Annotated in this window: 20 protein-coding genes; 6 read left to right on the top strand and 14 right to left on the bottom strand. The window is 47.4% G+C overall.

Features of this window, described 5'->3' with window-relative positions; all coding sequences use genetic code 11:
• Nucleotides 1–289: 289 nt before the first annotated feature.
• Both K3G25_RS00415 and K3G25_RS00410 read right to left on the bottom strand, forming a co-directional pair.
• Nucleotides 290–1,159 (bottom strand): SDR family oxidoreductase, encoded by an 870-nt coding sequence (locus tag K3G25_RS00415; protein WP_232489515.1) that lies wholly within the window; start codon nucleotides 1,157–1,159, stop codon nucleotides 290–292.
• A gap of 78 nt (nucleotides 1,160–1,237) precedes the next feature.
• Complete coding sequence (locus K3G25_RS00410) at nucleotides 1,238–2,341, bottom strand: citrate synthase/methylcitrate synthase (RefSeq protein ID WP_232489514.1); 1,104 nt, start codon at nucleotides 2,339–2,341, stop codon at nucleotides 1,238–1,240.
• A 109-nt stretch (nucleotides 2,342–2,450) separates the two neighbouring features.
• Here K3G25_RS00410 and K3G25_RS00405 point away from each other — a divergent pair, with 109 nt between their 5' ends.
• Entirely contained in the window at nucleotides 2,451–3,326 is an 876-nt protein-coding gene (locus K3G25_RS00405) for a transcriptional regulator CitR (RefSeq protein WP_007409271.1), read from the top strand.
• A gap of 68 nt (nucleotides 3,327–3,394) precedes the next feature.
• Here the strand turns inward: K3G25_RS00405 and K3G25_RS00400 are convergent, their stop codons facing one another.
• Nucleotides 3,395–4,219 carry a C40 family peptidase gene (locus K3G25_RS00400; protein WP_014417294.1) on the bottom strand — a complete coding sequence of 275 codons (825 nt, stop codon included), beginning with the start codon at nucleotides 4,217–4,219 and terminating at the stop codon, nucleotides 3,395–3,397.
• A 458-nt stretch (nucleotides 4,220–4,677) separates the two neighbouring features.
• On the opposite strand from K3G25_RS00400, the gene K3G25_RS00395 reads away from it, so the two are divergent.
• Entirely contained in the window at nucleotides 4,678–6,057 is a 1,380-nt protein-coding gene (locus K3G25_RS00395; RefSeq protein WP_232489513.1) for an alkaline phosphatase PhoA, read from the top strand.
• Between the two features lie 38 nt (nucleotides 6,058–6,095).
• Here K3G25_RS00395 and K3G25_RS00390 read toward each other — a convergent pair whose 3' ends face one another.
• Complete coding sequence (locus K3G25_RS00390; RefSeq protein ID WP_014417292.1) at nucleotides 6,096–7,502, bottom strand: SpoVR family protein; 1,407 nt, start codon at nucleotides 7,500–7,502, stop codon at nucleotides 6,096–6,098.
• 169 nt (nucleotides 7,503–7,671) lie between these two features.
• Between K3G25_RS00390 and K3G25_RS00385 the strand changes: the two genes are divergently transcribed.
• The 3 genes from K3G25_RS00385 (at nucleotide 7,672) to K3G25_RS00375 (ending at nucleotide 11,385) form a co-directional block, all read left to right on the top strand.
• A complete protein-coding gene (locus tag K3G25_RS00385) occupies nucleotides 7,672–9,186 on the top strand; it encodes a mechanosensitive ion channel (RefSeq protein ID WP_404977502.1) in 1,515 nt (504 codons plus the stop codon).
• 131 nt (nucleotides 9,187–9,317) lie between these two features.
• Nucleotides 9,318–9,752 (top strand): nitric oxide-sensing transcriptional repressor NsrR, encoded by a 435-nt coding sequence (gene nsrR, locus K3G25_RS00380; protein WP_007610306.1) that lies wholly within the window; start codon nucleotides 9,318–9,320, stop codon nucleotides 9,750–9,752.
• Nucleotides 9,753–9,930: 178 nt separating this feature from the next.
• Nucleotides 9,931–11,385 carry a peptidoglycan endopeptidase LytF gene (locus K3G25_RS00375; protein WP_014417290.1) on the top strand — a complete coding sequence of 485 codons (1,455 nt, stop codon included), beginning with the start codon at nucleotides 9,931–9,933 and terminating at the stop codon, nucleotides 11,383–11,385.
• Between the two features lie 44 nt (nucleotides 11,386–11,429).
• Here K3G25_RS00375 and K3G25_RS00370 read toward each other — a convergent pair whose 3' ends face one another.
• Nucleotides 11,430–11,753 (bottom strand): DUF3889 domain-containing protein, encoded by a 324-nt coding sequence (locus tag K3G25_RS00370; RefSeq protein ID WP_003155332.1) that lies wholly within the window; start codon nucleotides 11,751–11,753, stop codon nucleotides 11,430–11,432.
• 190 nt (nucleotides 11,754–11,943) lie between these two features.
• Between K3G25_RS00370 and K3G25_RS00365 the strand changes: the two genes are divergently transcribed.
• On the top strand, nucleotides 11,944–12,186 hold the full coding sequence (locus K3G25_RS00365) for a YhdB family protein (RefSeq protein ID WP_003155335.1): 243 nt from the start codon (nucleotides 11,944–11,946) through the stop codon (nucleotides 12,184–12,186).
• A 13-nt stretch (nucleotides 12,187–12,199) separates the two neighbouring features.
• Here K3G25_RS00365 and K3G25_RS00360 read toward each other — a convergent pair whose 3' ends face one another.
• The 9 genes from K3G25_RS00360 to K3G25_RS00320 form a co-directional block, all read right to left on the bottom strand.
• Nucleotides 12,200–12,724: an NADPH-dependent FMN reductase gene (locus K3G25_RS00360; RefSeq protein ID WP_109566813.1), complete on the bottom strand. Its 525-nt coding sequence runs from the start codon at nucleotides 12,722–12,724 to the stop codon at nucleotides 12,200–12,202.
• Nucleotides 12,721–13,368: a response regulator gene (locus K3G25_RS00355; RefSeq protein WP_205160712.1), complete on the bottom strand. Its 648-nt coding sequence runs from the start codon at nucleotides 13,366–13,368 to the stop codon at nucleotides 12,721–12,723. The genes K3G25_RS00360 and K3G25_RS00355 overlap by 4 nt, the downstream gene beginning before the upstream one ends.
• Nucleotides 13,368–14,504 carry a GAF domain-containing sensor histidine kinase gene (locus K3G25_RS00350; RefSeq protein ID WP_014417287.1) on the bottom strand — a complete coding sequence of 379 codons (1,137 nt, stop codon included), beginning with the start codon at nucleotides 14,502–14,504 and terminating at the stop codon, nucleotides 13,368–13,370. Before K3G25_RS00350 ends, K3G25_RS00355 begins: the two co-directional genes overlap by 1 nt.
• A 144-nt stretch (nucleotides 14,505–14,648) precedes the next feature.
• Entirely contained in the window at nucleotides 14,649–16,391 is a 1,743-nt protein-coding gene (locus K3G25_RS00345; protein ID WP_021494906.1) for a phospho-sugar mutase, read from the bottom strand.
• Between the two features lie 139 nt (nucleotides 16,392–16,530).
• Nucleotides 16,531–18,198 carry a glycerol-3-phosphate dehydrogenase gene (gene glpD, locus K3G25_RS00340; RefSeq protein ID WP_014417285.1) on the bottom strand — a complete coding sequence of 556 codons (1,668 nt, stop codon included), beginning with the start codon at nucleotides 18,196–18,198 and terminating at the stop codon, nucleotides 16,531–16,533.
• Between the two features lie 138 nt (nucleotides 18,199–18,336).
• A complete protein-coding gene (gene glpK / locus K3G25_RS00335; protein WP_095060939.1) occupies nucleotides 18,337–19,827 on the bottom strand; it encodes a glycerol kinase GlpK in 1,491 nt (496 codons plus the stop codon).
• Between the two features lie 16 nt (nucleotides 19,828–19,843).
• A complete protein-coding gene (locus K3G25_RS00330; protein ID WP_021494903.1) occupies nucleotides 19,844–20,671 on the bottom strand; it encodes an MIP/aquaporin family protein in 828 nt (275 codons plus the stop codon).
• A 172-nt stretch (nucleotides 20,672–20,843) separates the two neighbouring features.
• Nucleotides 20,844–21,419 carry a glycerol-3-phosphate responsive antiterminator gene (locus K3G25_RS00325; protein ID WP_007610287.1) on the bottom strand — a complete coding sequence of 192 codons (576 nt, stop codon included), beginning with the start codon at nucleotides 21,417–21,419 and terminating at the stop codon, nucleotides 20,844–20,846.
• 16 nt (nucleotides 21,420–21,435) lie between these two features.
• Nucleotides 21,436–22,788, bottom strand: a complete 1,353-nt coding sequence (locus tag K3G25_RS00320; RefSeq protein WP_232489512.1) for an aspartate aminotransferase family protein — start codon at nucleotides 22,786–22,788, stop codon at nucleotides 21,436–21,438.
• Between the last annotated feature and the right edge of the window lie 235 nt (nucleotides 22,789–23,023).

The raw sequence follows: 23,023 nt of genomic DNA, 5'->3' as shown, positions 1-23,023 counted from the left end.
ACAATAGCGATAATGACTAAATTCTTATTTTTCGCATGAAATGTTTCAGCACATCATTCCTTTCTCCTACATCATATTATAGCGAAAAATATAAAAATGAAAATAACTTTTTTGAAAATTCTATATATTATTTTTAGTTTTCATGAAACAGAACTCAGCGGATTTTCCACTGTGAAATATTAACATTAGTGATTCAGCTTGCGACTTTTATTTTTTTTAAAATCGTATTCATATGTACGTTCAAATAAAAATCCCGCCCTTTTTAAAAGCGCGGGATAAGACTTGCGTATTATGTTGAAATAAATCTGCCGCCATTTACGTGAATGGTCTGCCCCGTCATATAGGAAGATTCGTCTGAAGCCAGAAGCAAGTAAGCTCCGGCGTGTTCCGCAGGCTGTCCCGGTCTTCCCATCGGAGTGTCCAAACCGTGCTTTTCCACCTTTTCTTCAGTAAACGTTGCCGGAATCAGGGCGGTCCAGATCGGGCCAGGGGCCACCGCATTTACTCTGATCCCCTGATCGGCCAATGACATCGCCATTGAACGAGTAAAGGAAACGATACCGCCTTTCGTGCACGAATAGTCGATCAATGATGTGTCTCCCTGATAAGCGGTAATCGACGTTGTATTAATGATGGCGCTCCCTCTTTTGAGATGAGGCAGCACGGCTTTTGTCATATGAAACATGGAAAACATGTTTGTACGGAATGTCTTCTCCAGCTGTTCAGCCGTAATATCAAGAATCCCGTTTTGCGGATGCTGCTCAGCCGCATTATTAACGAGAATATCTATTTTTCCGTAGTGATCTAAGACTTGCCGGACCGCCTTCTGACAATGCGCCTCATCACCGACGTCCCCCGGAATTAACAGGCATTCGGCCTGGTATTCTTCCGCACGCTTTTTCGTTCTCTCGGCATCGGCATGTTCGTCTAGGTACAGGATGGCAAGATCCGCCCCTTCCTTCGCGTAAGCGATCGCAGCCGCTGCGCCGATGCCGCTGTCTCCGCCCGTGATGACGGCGACTTTTCCTTTTAATCTGCCCGACCCTTTTACATCCGGGTCCTCCAAGAGCGGCTTCGGCTCCATGTCTGACTCAATGCCGGGCTGGCGGTTTTGCACCTGCGGCTTTTGTCCTTCCGTCTGTCTGTCCATCGGATTCATATTCTCACACTCCTGCAATTGGTATTACTGAGACGATACCACGCAGTGCTGAGAGTTAAACGGACAAATATGCCGGTATTAAAGCTGCTGAGCCGTTTCGGGAAAAGCGCCGGTGTATTTCGCAGACGGCCTGTAAATCATGTTGTCAGCGGACTGTTCAAGCACGTGTGCGCACCAGCCTGCCATTCTGCTTGCTGAAAAGGTCGGCGTAAATAAATCATTGTCGACATCAATGGCCTGCATCACAGCCGCTGCGTAAAACTCCACATTCGTATACAGCTTCCGTCCGGGCTTATATTGCTCTAACAAGCGGATGGCTTCCTTCTCCACATAAAGCGCCAAGTCAAGCGACGGATCATTTCCCGCCACTTCTTCAGCCTTTATGCGCAGCGCTTCCGCCCGCGGGTCTTTTGTTTTGTACACCCTGTGCCCGAAGCCCATCAGGCGTTCTCCCCTCATAAGCTTCGCTGCCAAATACGCTTCTGCATTTTCTTTTTCTCCGATGTCTTTAAGCATTTTCGTGACGCCTGAAGGCGCGCCTCCGTGCAGCGGCCCTTTCATCGTACCCAGTGCGGCAGTGACGGCAGACACTAAGTCCGATTCAGTCGAAACGGTGACTCTCGCTGAAAAAGTCGATGCATTCATGCCGTGCTCCATCGCCAGAATCATATACGTCTCAAGCGCTTTCTTTTGGGCTGCGGACGGCTGCCTGCCTGTCAGCATATACAAGTAGTTTTCAACGTGTCCGTATCGCGCCTCAGGTGACAACGCTTCCTTCCCTTGTTTACGGCGGTATCTGTACGCAATAATCGTCGGTGTGACGGCAATCAGTTTAATCGCTTCTTCCGGCTTGGGCGGATATGTAAATGAATCTGTGCCCAAACCTGAAACAGCCGTTCTCAGCACCGCCATGTCGTCCATTTCATCCGGAAGCGTTTCCAGTAAGCCGATCAAATGTTTCGGAAGCCCGCGCTCGGCTGCAAGTTCTTCCTGAAACGCAAGCAATTGCCGCTCATCAGGAAGCGCCCCGTTCAAAATGAGATACGCCGCTTCTTCAAAACTGGATTGCAGCGCGATATCCTTCGCATCATAGCCGCGATATATTAAATGCCCCTTTTCTCCGTCAATGTGGCTGATAGCCGTTTCTGCACAAGTAATCCCTTTCAATCCACGATAAATCAATTTCATTCCCCCTTATCCTCTTTCTGTTATTATAGTAAATATAATATTTAAAAAATAATGAATATTTTTAAGGGAATTAATTAAAACTTTTAATCAGAGGAGTGCATCTATGGATTTTAAATGGCTTCACACCTTCGTCACTGCGGCAAAATATGAGAATTTCAGAAAAACGGCGGAAACGCTTTTTTTATCTCAGCCGACCGTCACCGTTCATATAAAATTATTAGAGAAAGAAATCAGCTGCAAGCTGTTTCAGCGAAGCGGCCGGAAAATACAATTAACGGAAGAAGGAAAAGCATACGTGCCGTTTGCCATGAGGCTTTTGGAAGACTATGAAAACAGCATGGCGGAGCTGCACAGGGTGCGCCAGGGCTACTCGCACACACTGACACTCGCTGTTTCGCCGCTTATCGCCGACACCGTTCTCCCGTCTGTCATGAAGCGTTATACAGAGGACAATAAAGAAACCGAAATGACGGTCACCATTTTCGAATCGGAAGAAATCGCCTCTCAAATCAGAAACGGCTCAGCCGATATCGGACTGAGCTGCTTAAAGGTGCAATCATCTTCCCTCACTTGCCGCCCCCTGTACAATGACCCCGTTGTCCTCGTCGCGCCGCCCGGCCGAAAACCCGGGACAGGGAAGGCGGATGAAGTGAAAGACCTGTTCGGACAATATCTGCTTTTGACCCATAACCACCCTGACTATTGGGATGATTTGCTCCGCCAGGTCAGAATACAGTTCCCTTTCGTCAGGACAATGAAGGTGACACAGACGCATATTACGAAACGATTTATTAAAGAGGGGCTGGGTGTCTCATTTCTGCCGCTGTCAGCGGTACGGGCCGAACTCGCCGCAGGCAGCATGATTGAAATTCCGTGCGAATTCGCCCAGATGCCGAGCGCGGGCGCGTACGCCATTGCCCTCTATGAAAATGAGAAAAAGAAAACCTTTTTAGATTTTTTATCACATTTTCATTTTTAGGTGAAACAAATGGAGCTCTGTCCCGTCTAAATAAAAAACCCGTTCTGATGAACGGGTTTCTATCGCTGCTAGAATCTTTTCGCGCCAAGGTAGCGAGGTTTCCAGTAGCTGTTATTCAGATCACTTGTTGTGACGCCGTCAGAACCGGCATGGATGAACTTGTTGTTTCCGATGTACACACCCATGTGTGAAGGGCCGGCCTGATATGTTGTAAAGAAGACGAAGTCTCCTCTTGACGGGCTGGACACGCTCTTCATTGAGCTCCAGTATCCCGCAGTGCTTGTTCTGCCGACACTCGTCTGTTTGTTTAACAGGTACCAAATAAATCCGCTGCAGTCAAAGCCGGAAGTCGTTGTTCCGCCCCATACATACGGCGTGCCGATTAAAGATTGCGCATCAGAAATCAGCTTGTTTACATTCAGGCTCGTCTGTGCAGCATTATGGCTGGATGAAGGCTGCTTTGATGACGAAGATCCTGAAGACGTTGAACCGGAAGTTGATCCCTTTACTTTAAGAACTTGTCCGATGCGGATCAGGTCCGTTTTTAAACCGTTTAAACTTTTTAATTGGTTTACCGTCATTTTATATTTATTCGCAATTTTCCAAAGGCTGTCGCCTTTTACGACTTTATATGTAGACGATGATGACTTGCTGCCCGAATTTGAACCTGAAGATGATTTACCGTTGATCGAAAGCGTCTGGCCGATGTAAATGATATCCGATTTTAATTTGTTCTCAGATTTAATGGAATTAATTGACGTTCCGTACCGATTTGAAAGTCCCCATAATGTATCGCCTTTTTTTACCTTAATCGTTTGCGCAGATGCCGCGCCCGCAAACAAAGTCGTCCCCAAAACCACTGCCGTTGTTGCTGTAACAAGTTGCTTTTTCATGTTTTCCTCCCCGAATGATTCTATCTATTTTATGTGTCTCTTTTTTAAAGTTTTTATCTGTTTCCTATTATAAGGTTCAATTTCCACTAGAAATAGACTTGACTTCCCGTGACAAATTTCTTACTAATTCGTTTTTAAAAAAAGTTTTTAAGGGTATTAAATATTTCAATTTGATTTCAAACGTGACGAAAAATGAGTCAATTTGTCATGTTTTTTTCCTGTGATCCTCGTATTTTGGAAAAACAAAGCAGTTTATTTTCCAAATAACCCCTTGTTAAAAAAATCCTCGTCTTTTTCAAAAAAGTGAATTGTTTTCACTCTTTCTTGAAAACATAAGTTACACCGGAATTTACATTTCTAACAATGTTTCACCTGAAATTTACAGGAGGAACAGGCGCTCTTTACAAACATCCCCTACCATTAGACATGCAGACAAGATTAAAGGAGGACGAGTGAGAATGAGTCTATTTAAACAGGTTCGATCAAAACTTCTGCCGGCGGCAGCCGTATCCGTGCTGACAGCCGGTCTGATTGCGGGCGCGGGGCTTCAGCACTCCGAACAGGCTGCGGCAAAAAAACAGCCTGACAAAAACGAGATCAGAAACGTCATCTTCATGGTCGGCGACGGAATGGGCGCTCCCTATATGAACGCCTACCGTTCGGTCATTAACAAAGGAAAGCCTTCGGATGGCATGAAACTGACGGCATTCGACCCCAATCTCACCGGTATGATGATGACTTACCCTGACGATCCTGATTCCAATATTACCGATTCCGCGGCGGCAGGCACGGCAATGGCCACAGGCGTGAAAACGTATAACGCGGCGATCGGAGTCGATAAAAAAGGAAAGCGGGTAAAATCCGTCCTCGAAGAAGCGAAACAAAGAGGCAAATCCACCGGACTTGTCGCAACTTCGGAGATTGCCCACGCCACTCCTGCGGCATTCGGAGCCCATAACAAATCCAGAAAAAATATGGATGACATCGCAAGCAGCTACTTTGATGACCGCATCAACGGAAAACAGAAAGTCGATGTGCTCCTCGGAGGCGGCAAATCAAACTTTATCCGTAAAGACCGCAATGTAACAAAGGATTTCAAAAAAGCGGGATACAGCTACGTTACATCAAAACAGGAGCTCAAAAAGGATCGTAACAAGAAGATTCTCGGCCTGTTTGCCGATGGCGGACTCGACAAAGCAATCGACCGCTCAAACGCCGTCCCTTCATTAGAAGACATGACAACGGCAGCGATCGACAGGCTGAACAAGAATAAAAAAGGGTTTTTCTTAATGGTCGAAGGCAGCCAAATTGACTGGGCGGGACATGACAATGATATAGTCGGCGCAATGAGCGAAATGAAGGATTTTGAAAAAGCGTATAAAGTAGCGATCGCATTTGCCAAAAAGGACAAACATACGCTTGTCGTTGCCACGGCCGATCATACCACCGGCGGATTGACGATCGGCGCGAATGACGATAAAAACTGGCATGTTGAACCGGTTCTTGCCGCCAAAAAAACCCCGGCATTTATGGCTGACCAAATCAAAGCGGGCAAATCCGTATCTTCCGTGCTTGCGCGTTATACAGACCTGAAATGGTCAAAAGCTGAAATCAAACAGATCGAAACGGCCGCAAAACAAGATGCTGACAAGAGCGTCTACAAAGCGATCATTAAGCTCTTTAATGCGAAAACCAACAGCGGCTGGACAACCGGCGATCATACGGGCGAAGAAGTTCCCGTTTACGCATACGGTCCGGGAAGAGAGTCATTTACGGGGCTTTTAAACAACACGGACCAGGCCAAAAAGATCTTTCACATCCTGAAACACGGAAAATAAAAAAAGGATGCGGGGGTTTCCCCGCATCCTTTCTTTTTTTACAGATATCTCCGGTGCACTCCTTTGCCGTCATACGAAAACATCACTTCTCTGTCTTCAAGAACAGATTCGATGTGCACGCTCCTGCCCCACAGCTGGTACAGATACGGCAGCACTTTCTCCAAATATTTCAGATCAAGCTCAATTCCCTCATACCAATGTTTAATATAAAGCTCATTATTCTTCAGGTAATCCCCGTCATTGACGGTCAGATAAGGAAATCCCCCGTTGACCCGCATGTTCACGAGCTGGTCGCGCACGGCCTTCCATTCTTTGTCGATCACTTTATAGTCCCTGCCCTGCTTTTGGAATAAATACAAATCCTCACGCATCACGAGATCTTTCGTCAAATAATTGCGGATAAATGATATATCCGATTCAATTTCCCTGACCTCAAACATTTTCTCGCGGCCGGAACCGGGCTTTACTCCTGTTTTTTTCATTTCATCTGTCGGGTTGTCATAACGCTCTTCGATGTCTTCAAAAATTTTCAGCCCTAAATAATACGGGTTGATTCCCGTTTTTGACGGCTGAACGACGCCTGCGTTCAGCTTCGCAAATTCGATGGCTTCATCTGAAGTCAGGTCAAGCTCGCGGATAATCCGCTGATGCCAATAAGATGCCCAGCCTTCGTTCATGATTTTCGTTTCCAGCTGCGGCCAGAAATACAGCATTTCTTCTCTCATCATGGTTAAAATGTCACGCTGCCACGGTTCAAGCTCCCGCGAATGTTCTTCGATAAACAGCAGAATATCTTTTTCCGGCCGGGGCGGAAACGGTTTTTTCCCTTTTTTCTTTTTCACCTGCTTCGGCTTATCCATTCCCCATAAATCATCGTAAGGCGATGGCGCGGTTTCTTCTTCGTCCTCCTCTTCGTCATCGACGCTCCACAGCAGCTTCGGCCTGACGAGCGACGGATCGATATGCTCCTGAATCGCCAGAATGGCATCTAAAAAGGACTCCACCTCTTTTATCCCGTGCATTCTTTCATAATGCTTAATCCGCTCCGCCGCAGCCGCCATACTCTCAACCATGTCCCGGTTCGTATTTTGAAAGCGGCAGTTATGTTTGAAAAAATCACAATGGGCAAGAACATGGGCTACAATTAATTTATTTTGGATCAGCGAATTGCTGTCCAGCAAAAAAGCGTAGCAAGGGTTGGAATTAATGACAAGTTCATAAATTTTGCTCAAACCGAGATCATAATGGAGTTTCATCTTGTGAAATTGTTTGCCGAAACTCCAGTGGCTGAATCTCGTCGGCATGCCGTACGCGCCGAATGTATAAATAATTTCAGCCGGGCAAATTTCATATCTCATCGGGTAGAAATCAAGGCCGAAACCCTTCGCAATGTCGGTTATTTCCTCAATTGCCCGCTGTAAACCTTTTGTCTCCTCCGCGTTCAACCGAATCCCCCCTACTTGGACTTATTTATAATGTATGACCCCTCCTCTCAAAAGATGAAATAACAGACCGGTTTCCGGCTGAAAACTTTCGGCACATCCGCCCCGTTTGCTTTATATGTAAGTGGGTAAAACACACACCATACCCCAAAAAGAAAAGGAGCGATTCTACTTGAATACAGCAGACATGCTTACGACGTATCTCAGCAAACTCCCGAATCTGATCATTGCACTGCTCGTCCTGCTTATCGGCTGGGGCATTGCCAAAATCATTGAAAAAGCCGTATACAAAGGCCTGCAAAAAACAAAAATCGACGACAGGCTGTTCGCCGAAAAAAAGCCGGCGCGCTATTCCTCAGAAAAAGTCATCAGTAAAGTCATTTATTTTATCGCATTAATCATCGTTTTTATTCTATTCTTTAACATTCTGCATCTGACAACCGTGGCTTCGCCTTTTGTCAGCATGCTGTCAGCGATAACGGCGGCTGTGCCGAGCATTTTAAAAGCCGGCCTGATTCTGCTGTTGGGCTGGGCGGCCGCTTCGCTTTTCAGCTATCTCGTCAAAAAAGCGGGCATGAAACTCGCTGAAAACGGCCGGCTCAGAAAATGGACAATGGTTTCTGAAGAAGCGGAGATGAGCAGATCCGTTACGGCCGCTTCACGAATCGTTTTTTACTTCGTCTTGCTCTTGTTCCTGCCCGGCGTCTTGGCCGCTCTCCAAATCAGCGGAGTATCAGGGCCGTTTACAAATATGATCCAAAGCGTTTTGTCCTTTATACCGAAATTATTCGCCGCGGCGCTGATTGTTTTAATCGGCTGGCTTGTTGCCCGTCTCGTCCGTGATATCGTCACAAACTTTCTGGCGAGTATCGGCACGGAAAGGCTTGCCGCACGTATGGGGCTTTCTATTTATCTGAAGGATACAAGCCTGTCGACAATCATCGGAACGATTGTCTACGTGCTGATTTTCATTCCGGTGATCATCTCTGCGCTTGACCGGCTTGATGTGGCGGGTATTTCTGAACCGGCGTCAGCCATGCTGCACACGGTCTTCACAATGCTCCCTAATATCATCATCGGTATTGTGCTGATCATCGCCGGCATCTGGATCGGAAAATGGGTCAACCGCATTGTATCCGGGCTCTTGCACCGGGGCGGTTTCGACTCTCTTCTCGGTAAAATGGGCTTTGAACAGGCGGGTACCCCGAAGCTGACGCTTTCTCAGACGGTCGGCATGATTGTTCAGATCATCATCGTCCTGCTCTTTACGGCAGAGGCGCTGCAGCTTGTCCATCTCGAATTTCTCGTTGTTATCGCAACCGGTATTATCGCTTACCTGCCTAATGTTCTGGCCGCTGTATTTATTCTCGGAATCGGGCTTTTGGCCGGACAGCTCGTCAGCAGGCTGCTTGCCGGCATGCTGAGCGGAAAGGAATTCAGATTCCTGGCGCCGCTTGCGAAATATACCATTATCACTCTTTCAATCTTTATGGCGCTGGATCAGCTCGGTGTCGCCGACACGATCGTAAATGCCGCGTTTATTCTGATTCTGGGCGGTTTCGCGCTTGCCTTCGGACTTTCATTCGGTCTTGGCGGAAAAGAATTCGCCTCCCGTTATCTCGCAAAATTGGATCGCAAAATTGAAAAACATCAATCGGCTGACGATCGTAAGCCGCCGATGTCTTAACGAAAAAAACGTGTGCTCAGAAGGAGCGCACGTTTTTTTTGAGTTAAAGGGGCAAATTCCTTTTTTTTCATTTTAAATTCATATATGATAGACTGTAACAGAAGCAAAATCTCTTTTTTCGAGGTCATTCTATGAAATTAACGAACTATACTGATTATTCTTTACGCGTTTTAATTTTTTTGGCTTCCAGACATTCCGACGAACTTTCCAACATAAAAGAAATCGCAGATACTTATTCCATCTCTAAAAACCACCTCATGAAAGTCATTTACCGCCTCGGACAGCTCGGATATGTCGAAACGATCCGGGGCCGGGGAGGCGGAATCCGATTAGGAATGACACCGGAAGACATAAACATTGGAGAAGTCGTTCGAAATACAGAAGACGACTTTAACATCGTAGAATGCTTTGACTCCAAAAAAAATCTCTGTATCATATCTCCCGCCTGCAACTTAAAGAACCTTCTGAATGAAGCCCTGCAAGCTTACCTGGCCGTTTTAGACAAATATACGTTAAGGGATCTGGTCAAAAACAAAGAGGAGATTATGAGACTGCTCAGAAGCTGAAGGAATGTCCGCATTCCTTCTTTTTTTATGCCGGCATAAGAAAAAAGGACTATTTCTATTAATATGATAAACGATTGCAGACAAGTGCCGATATAAAGATTATCATTACTGATATCCTCACCTTGCGGCTGCAACGAATGGGGATAGAAAAATTATCGCAGGAAAAGGGAGATTCACTATGAAAAAAAAGGTAGCGGTCGGTTTGACTGCATCTGCGATCGTCGGGTCTGCGTTAGCTGTAACACCGGCAGAAGCACAAACGATTAAGGTTAAAAGCGGAGATTCATTATGGAAGCTTGCCCAAAACTACAATACAAGCGTGGATGCCATTACATCAGCGAATCATCTAAAATCCACCGTTCTTTCTATCGGGCAGACGCTCAACATTCCTAACGGCAAATCAGATTCCGGCAGCAAAAAGCCATCTTCAAAGAACAGCGGCACGACTAAAAGCGTTTATACAGTGAAAAGCGGAGACTCGCTGTGGCTGATCGCATCTGATTTTAAAATGTCCGTACAGGAACTGAAAAAATTGAACGGTCTGACAAGCGACTTAATCCGCGCCGGACAGAAGCTGCAAGTGACGGGGAAAGTTTCCTCAAGCACCGATCAGAAAAAAACCGCTCCTGGCAGCAGCTCAAACAGCAGCAAAAATCAGTCATCATCTTCCGGGACGTATAAAGTCAAACTCGGCGATTCACTATGGAAGATCGCAAACAGCGTCAATATGACCATTGCGGAACTCAAAGTATTAAACAACTTAAAAACGGATACGATCTACGTAAACCAAGTCCTGAAAACAAAAGGAACGTCTTCTTCGGGAAACACGCCGTCAAAAGACAATTCAAACCAAAATAAAAACCAGACGCAAACGTCCTCTTATACAGTAAAAAGCGGAGACTCACTCTGGAAAATCGCAAACGCATACAATATGACGGTTCAGCAAATCAGAAGCATCAACAAACTGACGTCAGACATGCTGCGGGTCGGACAAGTGCTTAAGCTGACCAAAACGTCATCTTCCGGCTCTTCGACTTCACCGTCAACTCCGAACCAGTCCGGAGATACAGGGAAAACCACTACATATACCGTGAAAAGCGGGGATTCTTTATGGGTGATCGCCCAAAAGTTCAATGTGACCGCCCAGCAGATCCGCGAGAAAAACAATCTGAAAACAGATGTTCTTCAAATCGGACAAAAGCTGACGATTACCGGGCAGCAGACAAACACGACACCGAATCAGTCCGGCAACACAGGCGGCACAGGTTCAACAAGTGCGAAGATTAATGTAATGATCGATGCCGCAAAAGCTCAACTGGGCGTACCGTATGTATGGGGCGGGACAACGCCGAGAGGCTTTGACTGCAGCGGTTTCATTTATTACGTTCTCAATAAGGTCACTTCTGTATCCAGACTTTCAGCCGCAGGCTACTGGAATACGATGACATCAGTCAGCCAGCCGGCGGTCGGTGACTTTGTCTTTTTCTCAACTTATAAAGCCGGACCTTCCCACGTCGGTATTTATCTCGGGAACGGCCAGTTTATTAATGCCAACGATTCGGGTGTCGTTATTTCCAGCATGAACAATTCCTATTGGAAACAGCGCTACCTCGGCGCAAAACGCTTCTTCTGATATCTGACAAGCTGTACGGCCTCAATTAGGCTGTGCAGCTTTTTTTATAGTCTGAAAATATTAATGCTGATCACGTGTTTTGTTACGGGGTGGAAATACACTTCAGCACGGGATGAAAACGTTTCTTTTGCTGTTTGCACCGTTACGCGAAACACATCTTTCGTCTGTTCCCGGTTCACTTTTGTACGGCCCATGTACGAATAATCGGTAAGCTCGGCCCCCTTGTATTCACGTTCAAGCTGGTTCCATGCGAGCTGCTCCCATTTTTCAACTGACGGATCGAGGTGTTCTGTATGCCCTTTTTCAGCGATCGAGGCAATGAGAATGCCGCAAAACAAGAGGGCAAGCGCAAATGGAAGAGATTTCATCTTTATGTTCTCCTGAGTCGTTTTTGTCAATCTTAGCGTGTCCAAAGAAGAGACGGATATGCGGTTTTATTTTATGTCTCCCTCATATTGCTATGCCGATGTGATAAGGACACCAACTTTTCCCCCGTTGCATCCGGGCTTCGACGGCATAAACTAACGGAGAACTTCTCATTGAAAGGAGAAGCGTAAGATGGATCATGCCGATTATGACAAAGCCTTGTATTACACACACCGGTCTCAATGGGACAATTTATTAATTTTGATGGTTCGTACAAAAGATGATTTATTATCAAAGCGTATTGAGCACTTTCTGCACGCGTATCATTTCGAATATGATCATGCGGTGCTTGAAAAAGAGCTGTATTCTCTTCTCGGGTATATTGATCATGCGACAGAGCTCGCTTATGAAGATCAATTAGCCATGCTGACATAAAACAATCCCGGCGTCAGACGCCGGGATTTCTTGTGTTTGTGAACATATTCAATTCTTCAATCATGTCTTTCAGGCTGACCGCCATATCCTCAGATACGGTCCGGCGATCCATGTCGATGTGAATCGGGTCTAAGACCAGCTGTTTCGGGATGACATTTGCATAGACGCCCCGCATGACCGTCCGCATATTCGCCAGCGCGTTCATGCCTCCTTTTCCTCCGCCCGCCGCGGCAATGATTGCCACCGGTTTGTATGCCCAGTGATCGCTGCTTAAAAAATCGATGGCGTTTTTTAAAGCGCCGCTCATGCCGCTGTGATACTCGGGAGATAATAAGACGACGGCCGCCGACTTTTTCACCTGCCGCCTTAACTCTTGCACTGAAGGCAGCTCGTTCTGTTCTTCTTCACCGTTATAAAGCGGCAGTTCACTTTCGCTCAAATCAATAAAATCGGTATGAAACCGATCTCTGATATAAGAAGCGGCAATTCTAGTCCGCCCGTTTTTTCTCGGTGTTCCGCTGATCACTAATATGCTCATAATTTTACCGCCTTTCCAAAAACATTATATTTTACCGCATACAATGCCGCCTGCGTCCGATCGGAAAGATTCAGCTTTGAGAGCAGGTTAGATACGTGGGTCTTCACTGTTTTTTCGGAAATACACAGTGCCGCCGCAATTTCCTTATTGCTTTTCCCTTTGGCTATTTCTTGAAGAACATCTTTTTCACGGGGGGTCAGCTGATAATATTTTTCCTTATCCTGATCATCCTGAACCATATGGGTCAGCACGTGAGGCACAATATTCGCCGACAGCCGGTAACGTCCGGAATACACTTCCCGGAGCGTTTTCACTAAATCATCGGGCTGGGCGTCTTTCAGCTGATATGCTTTTGCGCCGGCTTTAAGGGCGGGAATGACATGCTCCTGATCAGAATAGCTCGTCAAAACGACGATACTGATGTCCGGAAATCGTTCAGCCGCAATTTTTGCCGCTTCTATGCCGTCCATATCAGGCATTGATAAATCCATCAGAATGATGTCCGGCTCCGTCTTTTCAGCTTGCTGAAGCGCTTCAGCACCGGTGGACGCCTCACCGACAACTTCAATGTCTTCCTGAGTGGCGAAGAAATAGCGCAGTCCTTTGCGGACAACGTGATGATCATCAGCAATCACAATTTTCATCAATCAGACCTCCTGTCCCGAAACGGAAGCCGAACGGAGACAATCGTTCCGGCGCCAAGCTCGGATTGCAGTGTAAAGCGGCCTCCGATCGCTTCAGCCCGCGCTTTCATGCCGGCCACGCCGAGCGATGGGAGCACAGCGTGCGCATCAGCGCTGAAGCCCGCTCCACGGTCGCTGATGTGAAGCTCAGCGCAATCCGGCTTTTTAACGGCGGAAATGATAACCCGGTCCGTTCCCGCATGCTTTTTACAGTTATTCAAGGCTTCCTGGGCGATCCGCCAAAGCGCGTGTTCCTGTTCATCCGTAAGCTCCAGCTCATCCTCCATTTCACAAACGGCTTCCAGGCCGATAAGAGCGGCATAGCTTTTGATCGACGCATACAGCCCTTTCGTCAAACTTTCCGGCTTCAGCTGCCAAATAAGCGCCCTCATTTCTGTTAGCGCATCCTGAGACAGCTCTTGAATAAACGTAATCATCTGCCGGAGTCGATCATCATCTGTAAAGCTCTTTGCGGCTTTTGCCGTTAAGCTGACAGAAAACAGCATCTGATTGACGGAATCATGCAGCTCTTGCGCAAGTCTGCTTCGTTCCATCAACAGGGCGTTCTGCTGCTCAAATTCGGCCAATTTCATCCGCTGAATCGCCGTTCCGATTTGAAATGCAACCGCTTCAAGCAGATGCAGTTCTTCTTCGTTGAAAAATGTCTTTTCACTTGCGGCGACGTTTAATAAACCGAACTTCCGGCCGCCGTCCTCAAGCGGTACGGTCGCATGATGGGTAATGCCCTCCGTATCGCGGCAGTTCGTCGTCTGTTCCGCAAATTCAATCCGTTTACAATTCATTATGTTTACGGCTTTTGTCAATCCGCCATTGCTGAATTTGGTCAGACAATAGCATTCCCCGCTGCACATGAGTGCATTTTCCCGCTGACCGAGAGCCGGCGGTAAATAAGCGGATGCGGCGAGCGTATAAGATCCGTCCGGCTCAATCAGAAAAATCCACCCTGTCTGCAGCCCGGTCAAGCTGAGCAGTTCGCGGAGCACTTTATCAAGCGCTTCCTTTAAATCGTGGCTTTGGTTTAAGGTTTCCGCAATCGCTTTTAACGTTTTTAACGTTTCTACCGTCGTTTTCGTCAATTTCCCTCACTCCGGCCAATCAGAATTATCCATATTATATCAATTCTTTTCTGTATATTCCTTTGTTTTCAGCATGAATTTTCCTCATACTTTCGGATGAGACGTAAAAAAAACCGCCGGATGTCGCTTCCGGCGGTTTGTTGTTTATTTCGTTTTTTCCACTATGCCATCCACCGTTTTCATGACGGCTTCAGATAATGCGGCAAGACGCTGTTCGCTGTCTTGTAAAGAAGTTCCCTTCACGGCGAAATAGAACTTCACTTTCGGCTCCGTTCCCGATGGACGAAGGCAGAACCAAGAGCCGTCTTCAAGGAAATATTTCAGGACATTTGACTTCGGAAGATCAATATCTTCTTCACGATGATCGGCAAATACAGTCCGTTTTCCCGTTGAATAGTCTTCAGCCTGCGTGATTTGTTTTCCGGCCATCTGCTTCGGCGGATCGTTTCGGAATGAAGTCAGGATAGCGGAAATCTGCTCTGCTCCCTGTTTTCCTTTTAACGTCAATGACTTCAAGCCTTCACGGTAATAACCGTATTCTTTAAAAATGGACAGCAGCGCGTCATAAAGCGACATGCCCTGCTTTTTATAAAAGGCGCATACCTCGACGGCTAACAGCGCAGCCTGGATCGCGTCTTTGTCACGCGCGAAATCGCCGATTAAGTAGCCGTAGCTTTCTTCATACCCGAACTGGAACGTGTATTGGCCTGTTTTTTCATATTCTTTGATCTTTTCACCGATAAATTTGAAGCCTGTCAGCGTGTCAATCGTATCTAACCCGAACGATGAAGCGACGGCGCGGCCCAATTCGCTCGTGACAATCGTTTTCATGACGACACCGTTTTCAGGAAGGGTGCCCTGTTTTTTCTTCTCGGAAAGCAGGTAATGCAATAAAAGCGCGCCTGTCTGGTTTCCCGTCAGCACTGTGTACTTGCCTTCGCTGTTTTTTACGGCAATGCCGAGACGGTCGGCATCCGGGTCCGTAGCGACGAGAATATCGGCATTTTGTTCTTCTCCGAGTTTAATGGCATATTCGAATGCCGCGTGCTCTTCCGGATTCGGCGATTTGACGGTTGAAAAATCCGGGTCCGGCAGCTCTTGCTCCTTTACGACGGTGACGTTTTTGTAACCGAGTGCTTCAAGACCGCGGCGCACCGGTTTATTTGCCGTGCCGTGCAGCGGAGTGAACACGACGCTGACATCCACTTCATCCGAAAGCTCGGGATGTACGGAGATGGAAGTCAGTTTTTCAGTATACGGTTTATCAATTTCTTCACCGATTATTTTAATCAAACCTTTTTCTTTCAGCGACTGTTCATCTTCAACTTGAATCGTTAATTCATTTTCTATGGCATTCACTTCCGCAATGACGATGTCAGCTTCTTTCGGCGGCAGCTGTGCGCCGTCATCGCCATACACTTTATATCCGTTATATTCAGGCGGGTTATGGCTGGCCGTCACGACGATACCGGCATAAGCGTTCAGCTTTCTCACCGCAAAAGACAGCTCAGGCGTCGGGCGGAGCTCATCAAATACGTATGTTTGAATGCCTTGGGAAGCAAGGGTTTTTGCAGCTTCCATCGCAAACTCAGGAGATTTATGACGGGAGTCGTATGCGATCGCAACCCCTCTTTTTTTCGCGTCTTCTCCCTGTTTTTCGATATACGCCGCAAGTCCGGCGGATGCTTTGCGGACCGTGTAAATATTCATCCTGTTCGTACCCGGCCCGATTTCTCCTCTCATGCCTCCTGTTCCGAACTCAAGATTTTTGTAGAAAAAATCTTCCAGCAGCTGCTCGTTTCCTTCTGCGTCCGCCAATAATTTTTTCAATTCTGAATCTAATTGTTCGGCCTGATTCCAGCGTTCGTAGCTCTTACTCCAACTCATGTTCGTCCTCCTATAATTTCAGCTTATGACCATATTTTAATATGAATCGGCTGCCCGTGTCACTTGATAACCTAACCAAATGCTTTATGTAAGAAGATAAAAGAAGGGCTCATGCCTTTTCGGCACAGCCCTCCGGTTATTATTGTTCGAGCGGAACAACCGCGTCGTGCAGCAGCGTATTTAACCACTCAGTGTGTTTTTCTTTCGTTGCGTCATTCCATTGGAATCGGTCGCTCATGTAATCAATCACGGCCGTTTTATACGTTTGCACCCATTTGATGTCGAAGAACAGTCTTCCCGTTCTGCGGACGAAGAAATCGGCAGGTGTCGCAGCCATTTCTTCTTCGATGCTGTAAGCCGCTTCAGCCAGAATGTGAACCGGAATCTGGCGTTTTTCCGCTTCGTCTTTCAGACCTTCAATCCGGCTGAATACATTTTCAACGTTAGAGCCGTATCTGATGGCTAACTGCTTAGCGGTTTCCTGTGATAAACCGATTTTCAAGCCGTCTTTTGTCTTTGCTTCCACAAATGACTCGAAGTTTTTAGAGCCGCCGACATGTCCGCCGGAAATCGGCATCGTCTTCGTCTTGCAGCCGCCGAAGTCCTGGCCGCCCTCTTCTTTCAAGCGGTCGCGGACAAGATCGACAATGTGCTCAGCCATTTTACGGTAGCCCGTCAGTTTTCCTCCGGCGATCGTAATCAGGCCTGATTGAGATGTCCAGATTTCATCTTTACGGGAGATCTCAGACGGGTCTTTCCCTTCTTCGTGAATAAGCGGTCTGAGGCCGGCCCAGCTTGATTCAATATCGTCCGCCGTAATGTTCAGTTCCGGGAACATATAATTGATGGAGCTGACGACATAATCGCGATCCTGCACCGTCATGCGCGGATGCTCAAGTTTTTGTTTGTAAACCGTATCGGTCGTACCCACGTATGTTTTTCCTTCACGCGGAATGGCGAACACCATCCGGCCGTCCGGCGTATCAAAGTATACCGCCTGTTTAAGCGGGAATACGGATTGGTCGAATACGAGATGGACCCCTTTTGTGTGCTGAAGATGTTTTCCGCTTTTACTGTGGTCTTTTTCTCTCAGCTCGTCGACCCACGGACCTGTCGCATTGACGATTTTTTTGGCGTAAACTTTGTATTCCTTGCCTGACAGCAGATCTTCAATTAAAACGCCGACAACTTTTCCTTTTTCATAAAGCAGTTCTTTCACTTTAGAGTAGTTGACAGGCTCCGCACCGAATTTAACGGCTTCTTTCATGACTTCAATCGTCAGTCTCGCATCGTCCGTCCGGTACTCTACATAATAGCCTCCGCCTTTTAAGCCGTCTTTTTTGACGAGCGGCTCTTTTTGCAGCGTTTCTTTAGCAGACAGCATGCTTCTGCGCTCTGATTTTTTTACTCCCGCTAAATAGTCATACACACGCAGGCCGATAGAAGTAGAGAATGAACCGAACGTGCCGCCTTTATGAAACGGCAGCAGCATCCATTCCGGCGTCGTGACGTGCGGGCCGTTTTCGTACACGATGGCACGTTCCTTACCGACTTCTGCAACCATTTTGACTTCAAATTGCTTCAGATAACGCAAACCGCCGTGGACAAGCTTTGTGGATCGGCTTGATGTGCCGGCCGCGAAATCCTGCATTTCGCTCAAAGCGACTTTCATTCCCCTTGAAGCTGCGTCAAGCGCCGTACCGGCACCCGTAATACCTCCGCCTATAATAAACAGATCGTATGTTTTTTTAGTCATGTCTTCCAGCATATGATCCCGTTCCAAACTTGAAAATTGGTGATTCATCATTACGTTTCCTCCTTGTTGTCACGGTATAGAAAAAGAGACCACAACAGCCAAAGCGCATGTCATCACTTTGGTGCTGTGGTCTCTCCTCATCTCAGGACCGTTCCTATTAACTTGTTTTCAGTATACCACATTTTTATCTTATTTAAAAGCCATAGCTGCATTTACTGCTTTTTTCCATCCGCCGTACAATTCATCGCGTTTTTTATCTTCCATTTCCGGTTTGAATTGCTTATCAAGGTTCCATTGATCGGCGATTTCAGTGCTGTCCTTCCAGTATCCGACAGCGATTCCGGCCAAATACGCGGCACCGAGCGCCGTCGTTTCATTAATTTCCGGACGTTCGACCGGCACATCAAGCAAGTCGCTTTGGAACTGCATGAGGAAGTTATTTTTTACCGCTCCGCCGTCTACACGCAATGTTTTTAAAGAGATGCCTGAATCAGCCTCCATGGCATCAAGCACATCTTTCGCCTGATAAGCGAGAGATTCAAGCGTAGCCCGGATGAAATGCTCCTTCGTCGTTCCGCGTGTCAGGCCGAAAACTGAGCCGCGCACGTCACTGTCCCAGTACGGTGTGCCTAATCCGACGAAAGCGGGCACGACATAAACACCGTCAGCGGAATCCACGCGCTCTGCGTATGTCTCGCTTTCTTTTGAATCCTGGAACATCCGCATGCCGTCTCTCAGCCATTGGATGGCAGAACCTGCGACAAAGATGCTTCCTTCCAGTGCATACTCGACTTTTCCGTCTAATCCCCAGGCGATTGTCGTCAGAAGGCCGTGATCAGAAGTGATGGCTTTTTCTCCGGTATTCATCAGCATAAAGCAGCCTGTGCCGTATGTGTTTTTCCCCATGCCTTCTTCAAAGCACGCCTGGCCGAACAGCGCTGACTGCTGGTCTCCCGCCGCTCCCGCAATCGGAATGTTTTTACCGAAGAAATGATAATCAACCGTTTTCGCGTACACATGAGAAGACGGTTTCACTTCCGGCAGCATTGATTTCGGCACGCCTAAAATATCAAGCAGCTCGTCATCCCATTTTAATTCATGAATATTAAACATCAGCGTTCTTGAAGCGTTGGAATAATCCGTTACGTGCGCCGCCCCTCCGGACATTTTCCAGATGAGCCATGAATCAATCGTTCCGAACAGAAGATTTCCGTTTTCCGCTTTTTCCCGCGCGCCTTCTACATTGTCAAGAATCCATTTGACTTTCGTTCCTGAGAAATAAGGGTCGATCAAAAGTCCCGTTTTTTCTCTGAATGTATCATTATATCCTTTTTCACGAAGCTCTTCGCAAATGCCGGATGTTTGTCTCGATTGCCACACAATCGCATTGTATACCGGCTTTCCGGTATCTTTATCCCATACGACCGTCGTTTCCCTTTGGTTCGTGATGCCGATGCCGGCAATTTGATCAGCGCTGATTCCGGACTCGGAGATCACAGTCGCGATAACGGCGAGCACCGATCCCCAGATTTCGTTCGCATTGTGCTCCACCCAGCCCGGCTGAGGGAAATGCTGTGTGAATTCCTTTTGAGCGGAATGCACGATTTTTCCTTCTTTATTAAAAAGAATCGCTCTTGAACTTGTTGTGCCTTGGTCAATTGATAAAATATAGGTCTCCATGATGCCGCTCTCCTTTTTAAATATATTCAGAATTTGATAATATTTTCCGTGATTGAGATTTCTTGGTATAAATATAGAGTATGAAAAGCACTACAACCATTATAACGCTTACAAACCAAAAGCTAGGTGTCACATTTCCTTTAAACGCGGCATTGTAAAATACGCCGCCGAACGCACCGCCCATGATCGGACCGACTACGGGAATCCAGGCATATTTCCAATTTGACGGCCCTTTTTTCGGAATCGGCAGAAAGGCGTGAGCGATTCTCGGCCCCAAATCCCGCGCAGGGTTGATCGCATATCCGGTCGTCCCTCCAAGAGAAATCCCGATGGCAACGATGAGGAATCCGACAATCAGCGGGTTCAGCCCTTTTGTAAATTCATTCGCTCCGATTGCCAAAATGCCGAGCACAAGCACAAACGTACCAATGACTTCACTTATCATATTCCCAAATGTATGAGGAATACTCGGGCCGGTCGAGAAAACGCCCAGTTTAGCGGCCGGATCATCCGTCGCCTTCCAATGCGGCAGATAATGAAGGTACACAACAACCGCACCGATCATTGCTCCGATCATCTGCCCCGCAATATAAACAGGGACCTCTTTCCAAGGAAAGCTGCCTTCAAGCGCAAGGCCTATCGTTAAAGCCGGATTCAAGTGGGCGCCGCTGATACTGCCGACGGCATATGCCGCCATGGCTACTCCCAATCCCCAGCCGAATACAATAACAATCCATCCGGATTGGTATGAAAGCGATTTCTTTAAATTGACTCCCGCACAAACGCCGCCGCCGAAAATAACAAGCAGCATTGTACCGATTACTTCTCCCCAAAATGCTGTCATCATCATTCCTCCTAAATGACAAAATAGCAGGTTTGACAGAGTTATAGAGAATAAAAAACCCACAACAAACCGCTTTACGCTTTATTGCTTCCGTAAAGAGCTGTTGTGGGTCTCCGGGTCTCCATCACATAGTATTAACCTAGGTCTATTGTAACAATGGGTGTAAGCGGTGTCAATCTTTTTTTGTCATAGAATGTTCATATTTAGCCCATAGTTCGGTGTCTGAAGTCGTCACGGCCGTGGCTCCTGCCTGCAAGGCGTTTTCAACGTCCTGCTCCGTGCGGATGAAGCCGCCGGCAAAAATCGGAATCCCCGTCATTTCTTTAATTTCTCTGATTAAAGTCGGAACGATGCCCGGGAGAACCTCGATAAAGTCAGGCTTATGCTTTCCGACGAATTCCATGCTTTTCTCCATGGCGCTCGTATCCAAGAGAAACAGACGCTGGATCGCGTATATTTTCTTTTGTTTCGCTTTGACGATGACTGATGATCTCGTCGAAATGATACCCGCGGGCCGGATATCCTGACAAATAAACTCCGCACCGTATTCGTCATGCTTAATGCCGTGAATTAAATCGACGTGAACCATCAGAAGTTTTCCGTGTTTTTTCGCTTCATTCACGACACCTTTTAATTGACCGAGGTGGATATCTAAAATGACGCCGTATAAGAACGGACTTTCTAAAAATGCATCGAATTGCTTCATGTTCCGGATTGCCGGTAGAATCTGCTGGTTGTGAAAACTCATGTTTTACTCCTTTACATTAAAAATCAATGCTCAGCACGCTTTCCTTGACGGTCGAAATGATGAAAGAGAGCTCCTCGTCCGACAGGCAAAAAGGCGGAGACAGCTGAATGACATTATTATATCCCGCTACAGTATCGCCATTTTTCCCGACAAGCAGGCCTTTTTCTCTGCAGGCGGTGATGACGTGCTGCACAAGGGCGGCATCAGCGGGTTCCTTCGTGACTTTGTCCTTGACGAGCTCAATGCCGGCAAGAAGGCCCTTGCCCCGTACATCTCCGACCGCCGGATGTTCTCTGATCGGCTCAAGCTCACGGAGCAGCCTTTCTCCAAGCTCACGGGAGCGGGCGATCAGATGTTCGTCCTCCATCAATTGCAGGTTTTTCAAGGCCAGGGCGCAGGCTGCCGGATTGCCTCCGAATGTATTCACGTGCCGGAAGCGGCCGTACGGCTCACCGCCCGAATACGCCTCAAAAATCTCCCGTTTTACTGCCGTTGCCGACAGCGGCAGGTAAGCGCTCGTAATGCCTTTTGCCATTGTGACGATGTCCGGTGAAACGCCGTAATGCTGAAATCCGAACGGCTCTCCCGTGCGGCCGAAACCGCAAATGACTTCATCACTGATCAGAAGCGCGCCGTGGCGGCGGCAAATGCCCTCTACCTTTGCCATATACCCGTCCGGGGGCATCAGTATCCCTCCGCCTGTAATAATCGGTTCCATAATAACGCCGGCAATCGTTTCGCTTAATTCCCACGTCATGATCCGGTCGATGTCATGCGCGCTTTCCAATGTGACGGCATCTCCGGGATTCCGATAAAGATCAGGCGGCGCCGCATGCAAAAAACCTTGTGAGAGCGGCTCATATTTATATTTTCTCTGCGCCTGGCCGGTAGCGGCGAGCGCCCCCATCGTATTGCCGTGATAGCCTCTGTACCGGGAGATGAATTTGAAGCGGCTGTGATCGCCGTTTTCAATGTGGTATTGGCGGGCAATTTTGAACGCGGTTTCATTTGCTTCCGATCCGCTGTTGGAAAAGAAGATCACATAATCGCCGCCGAGCCATTCATTCAGTTTTTCCGCAAGCTCAATCGCGGGTTGATGGCTTTGGGTCAGCGGATAATAAGGAAGCTCCTTCAATTGGCTGTAAGCCGCATCGGCAAGCTCCTTTCTCCCGTACCCGATATTGACGCACCACAGGCCTGACATGCCGTCCAAATACCGTCTGCCGTCAATGTCCGTAACCCAGGCGCCTTCCCCTTTTTGAACGATTATGCTGTCATCCGGCTCCGCCCCTTTCATCGCGTGCCAAATCAGCTCTTTATCCTTTTGTTTGAGTGACTGATTTTTTTGTACATGTTCCACACCGCTCATCTCCCTTTCAATATCATTGCACTGTATCGAAAGCTGCCCGGCTTCTGACGCCGATTCTCTTGGTGAAGTTTTCCTCTTAATAAGAATATAAAGGCGCGGCATGGGCGAGTCAATAAAGCGGCGGCAATTAAAAAAACGCTTTCTCCCAGAAAGCGAAAGGGCTACAAGAGCATATCCCGAAACCGGGGCCGGCGCAAGTGTTTTTATAAAAAACCCGCCCCTTAAGCGGAGCGGG

It is taken from the genome of Bacillus sp. FCW2, from assembly GCF_021228595.1.
Classification (GTDB): Bacteria; Bacillota; Bacilli; order Bacillales; family Bacillaceae; genus Bacillus; species Bacillus velezensis.
Note: the sequence above shows the minus strand (reverse complement) of the source record. Positions and strands in the feature narration are given on the sequence as shown.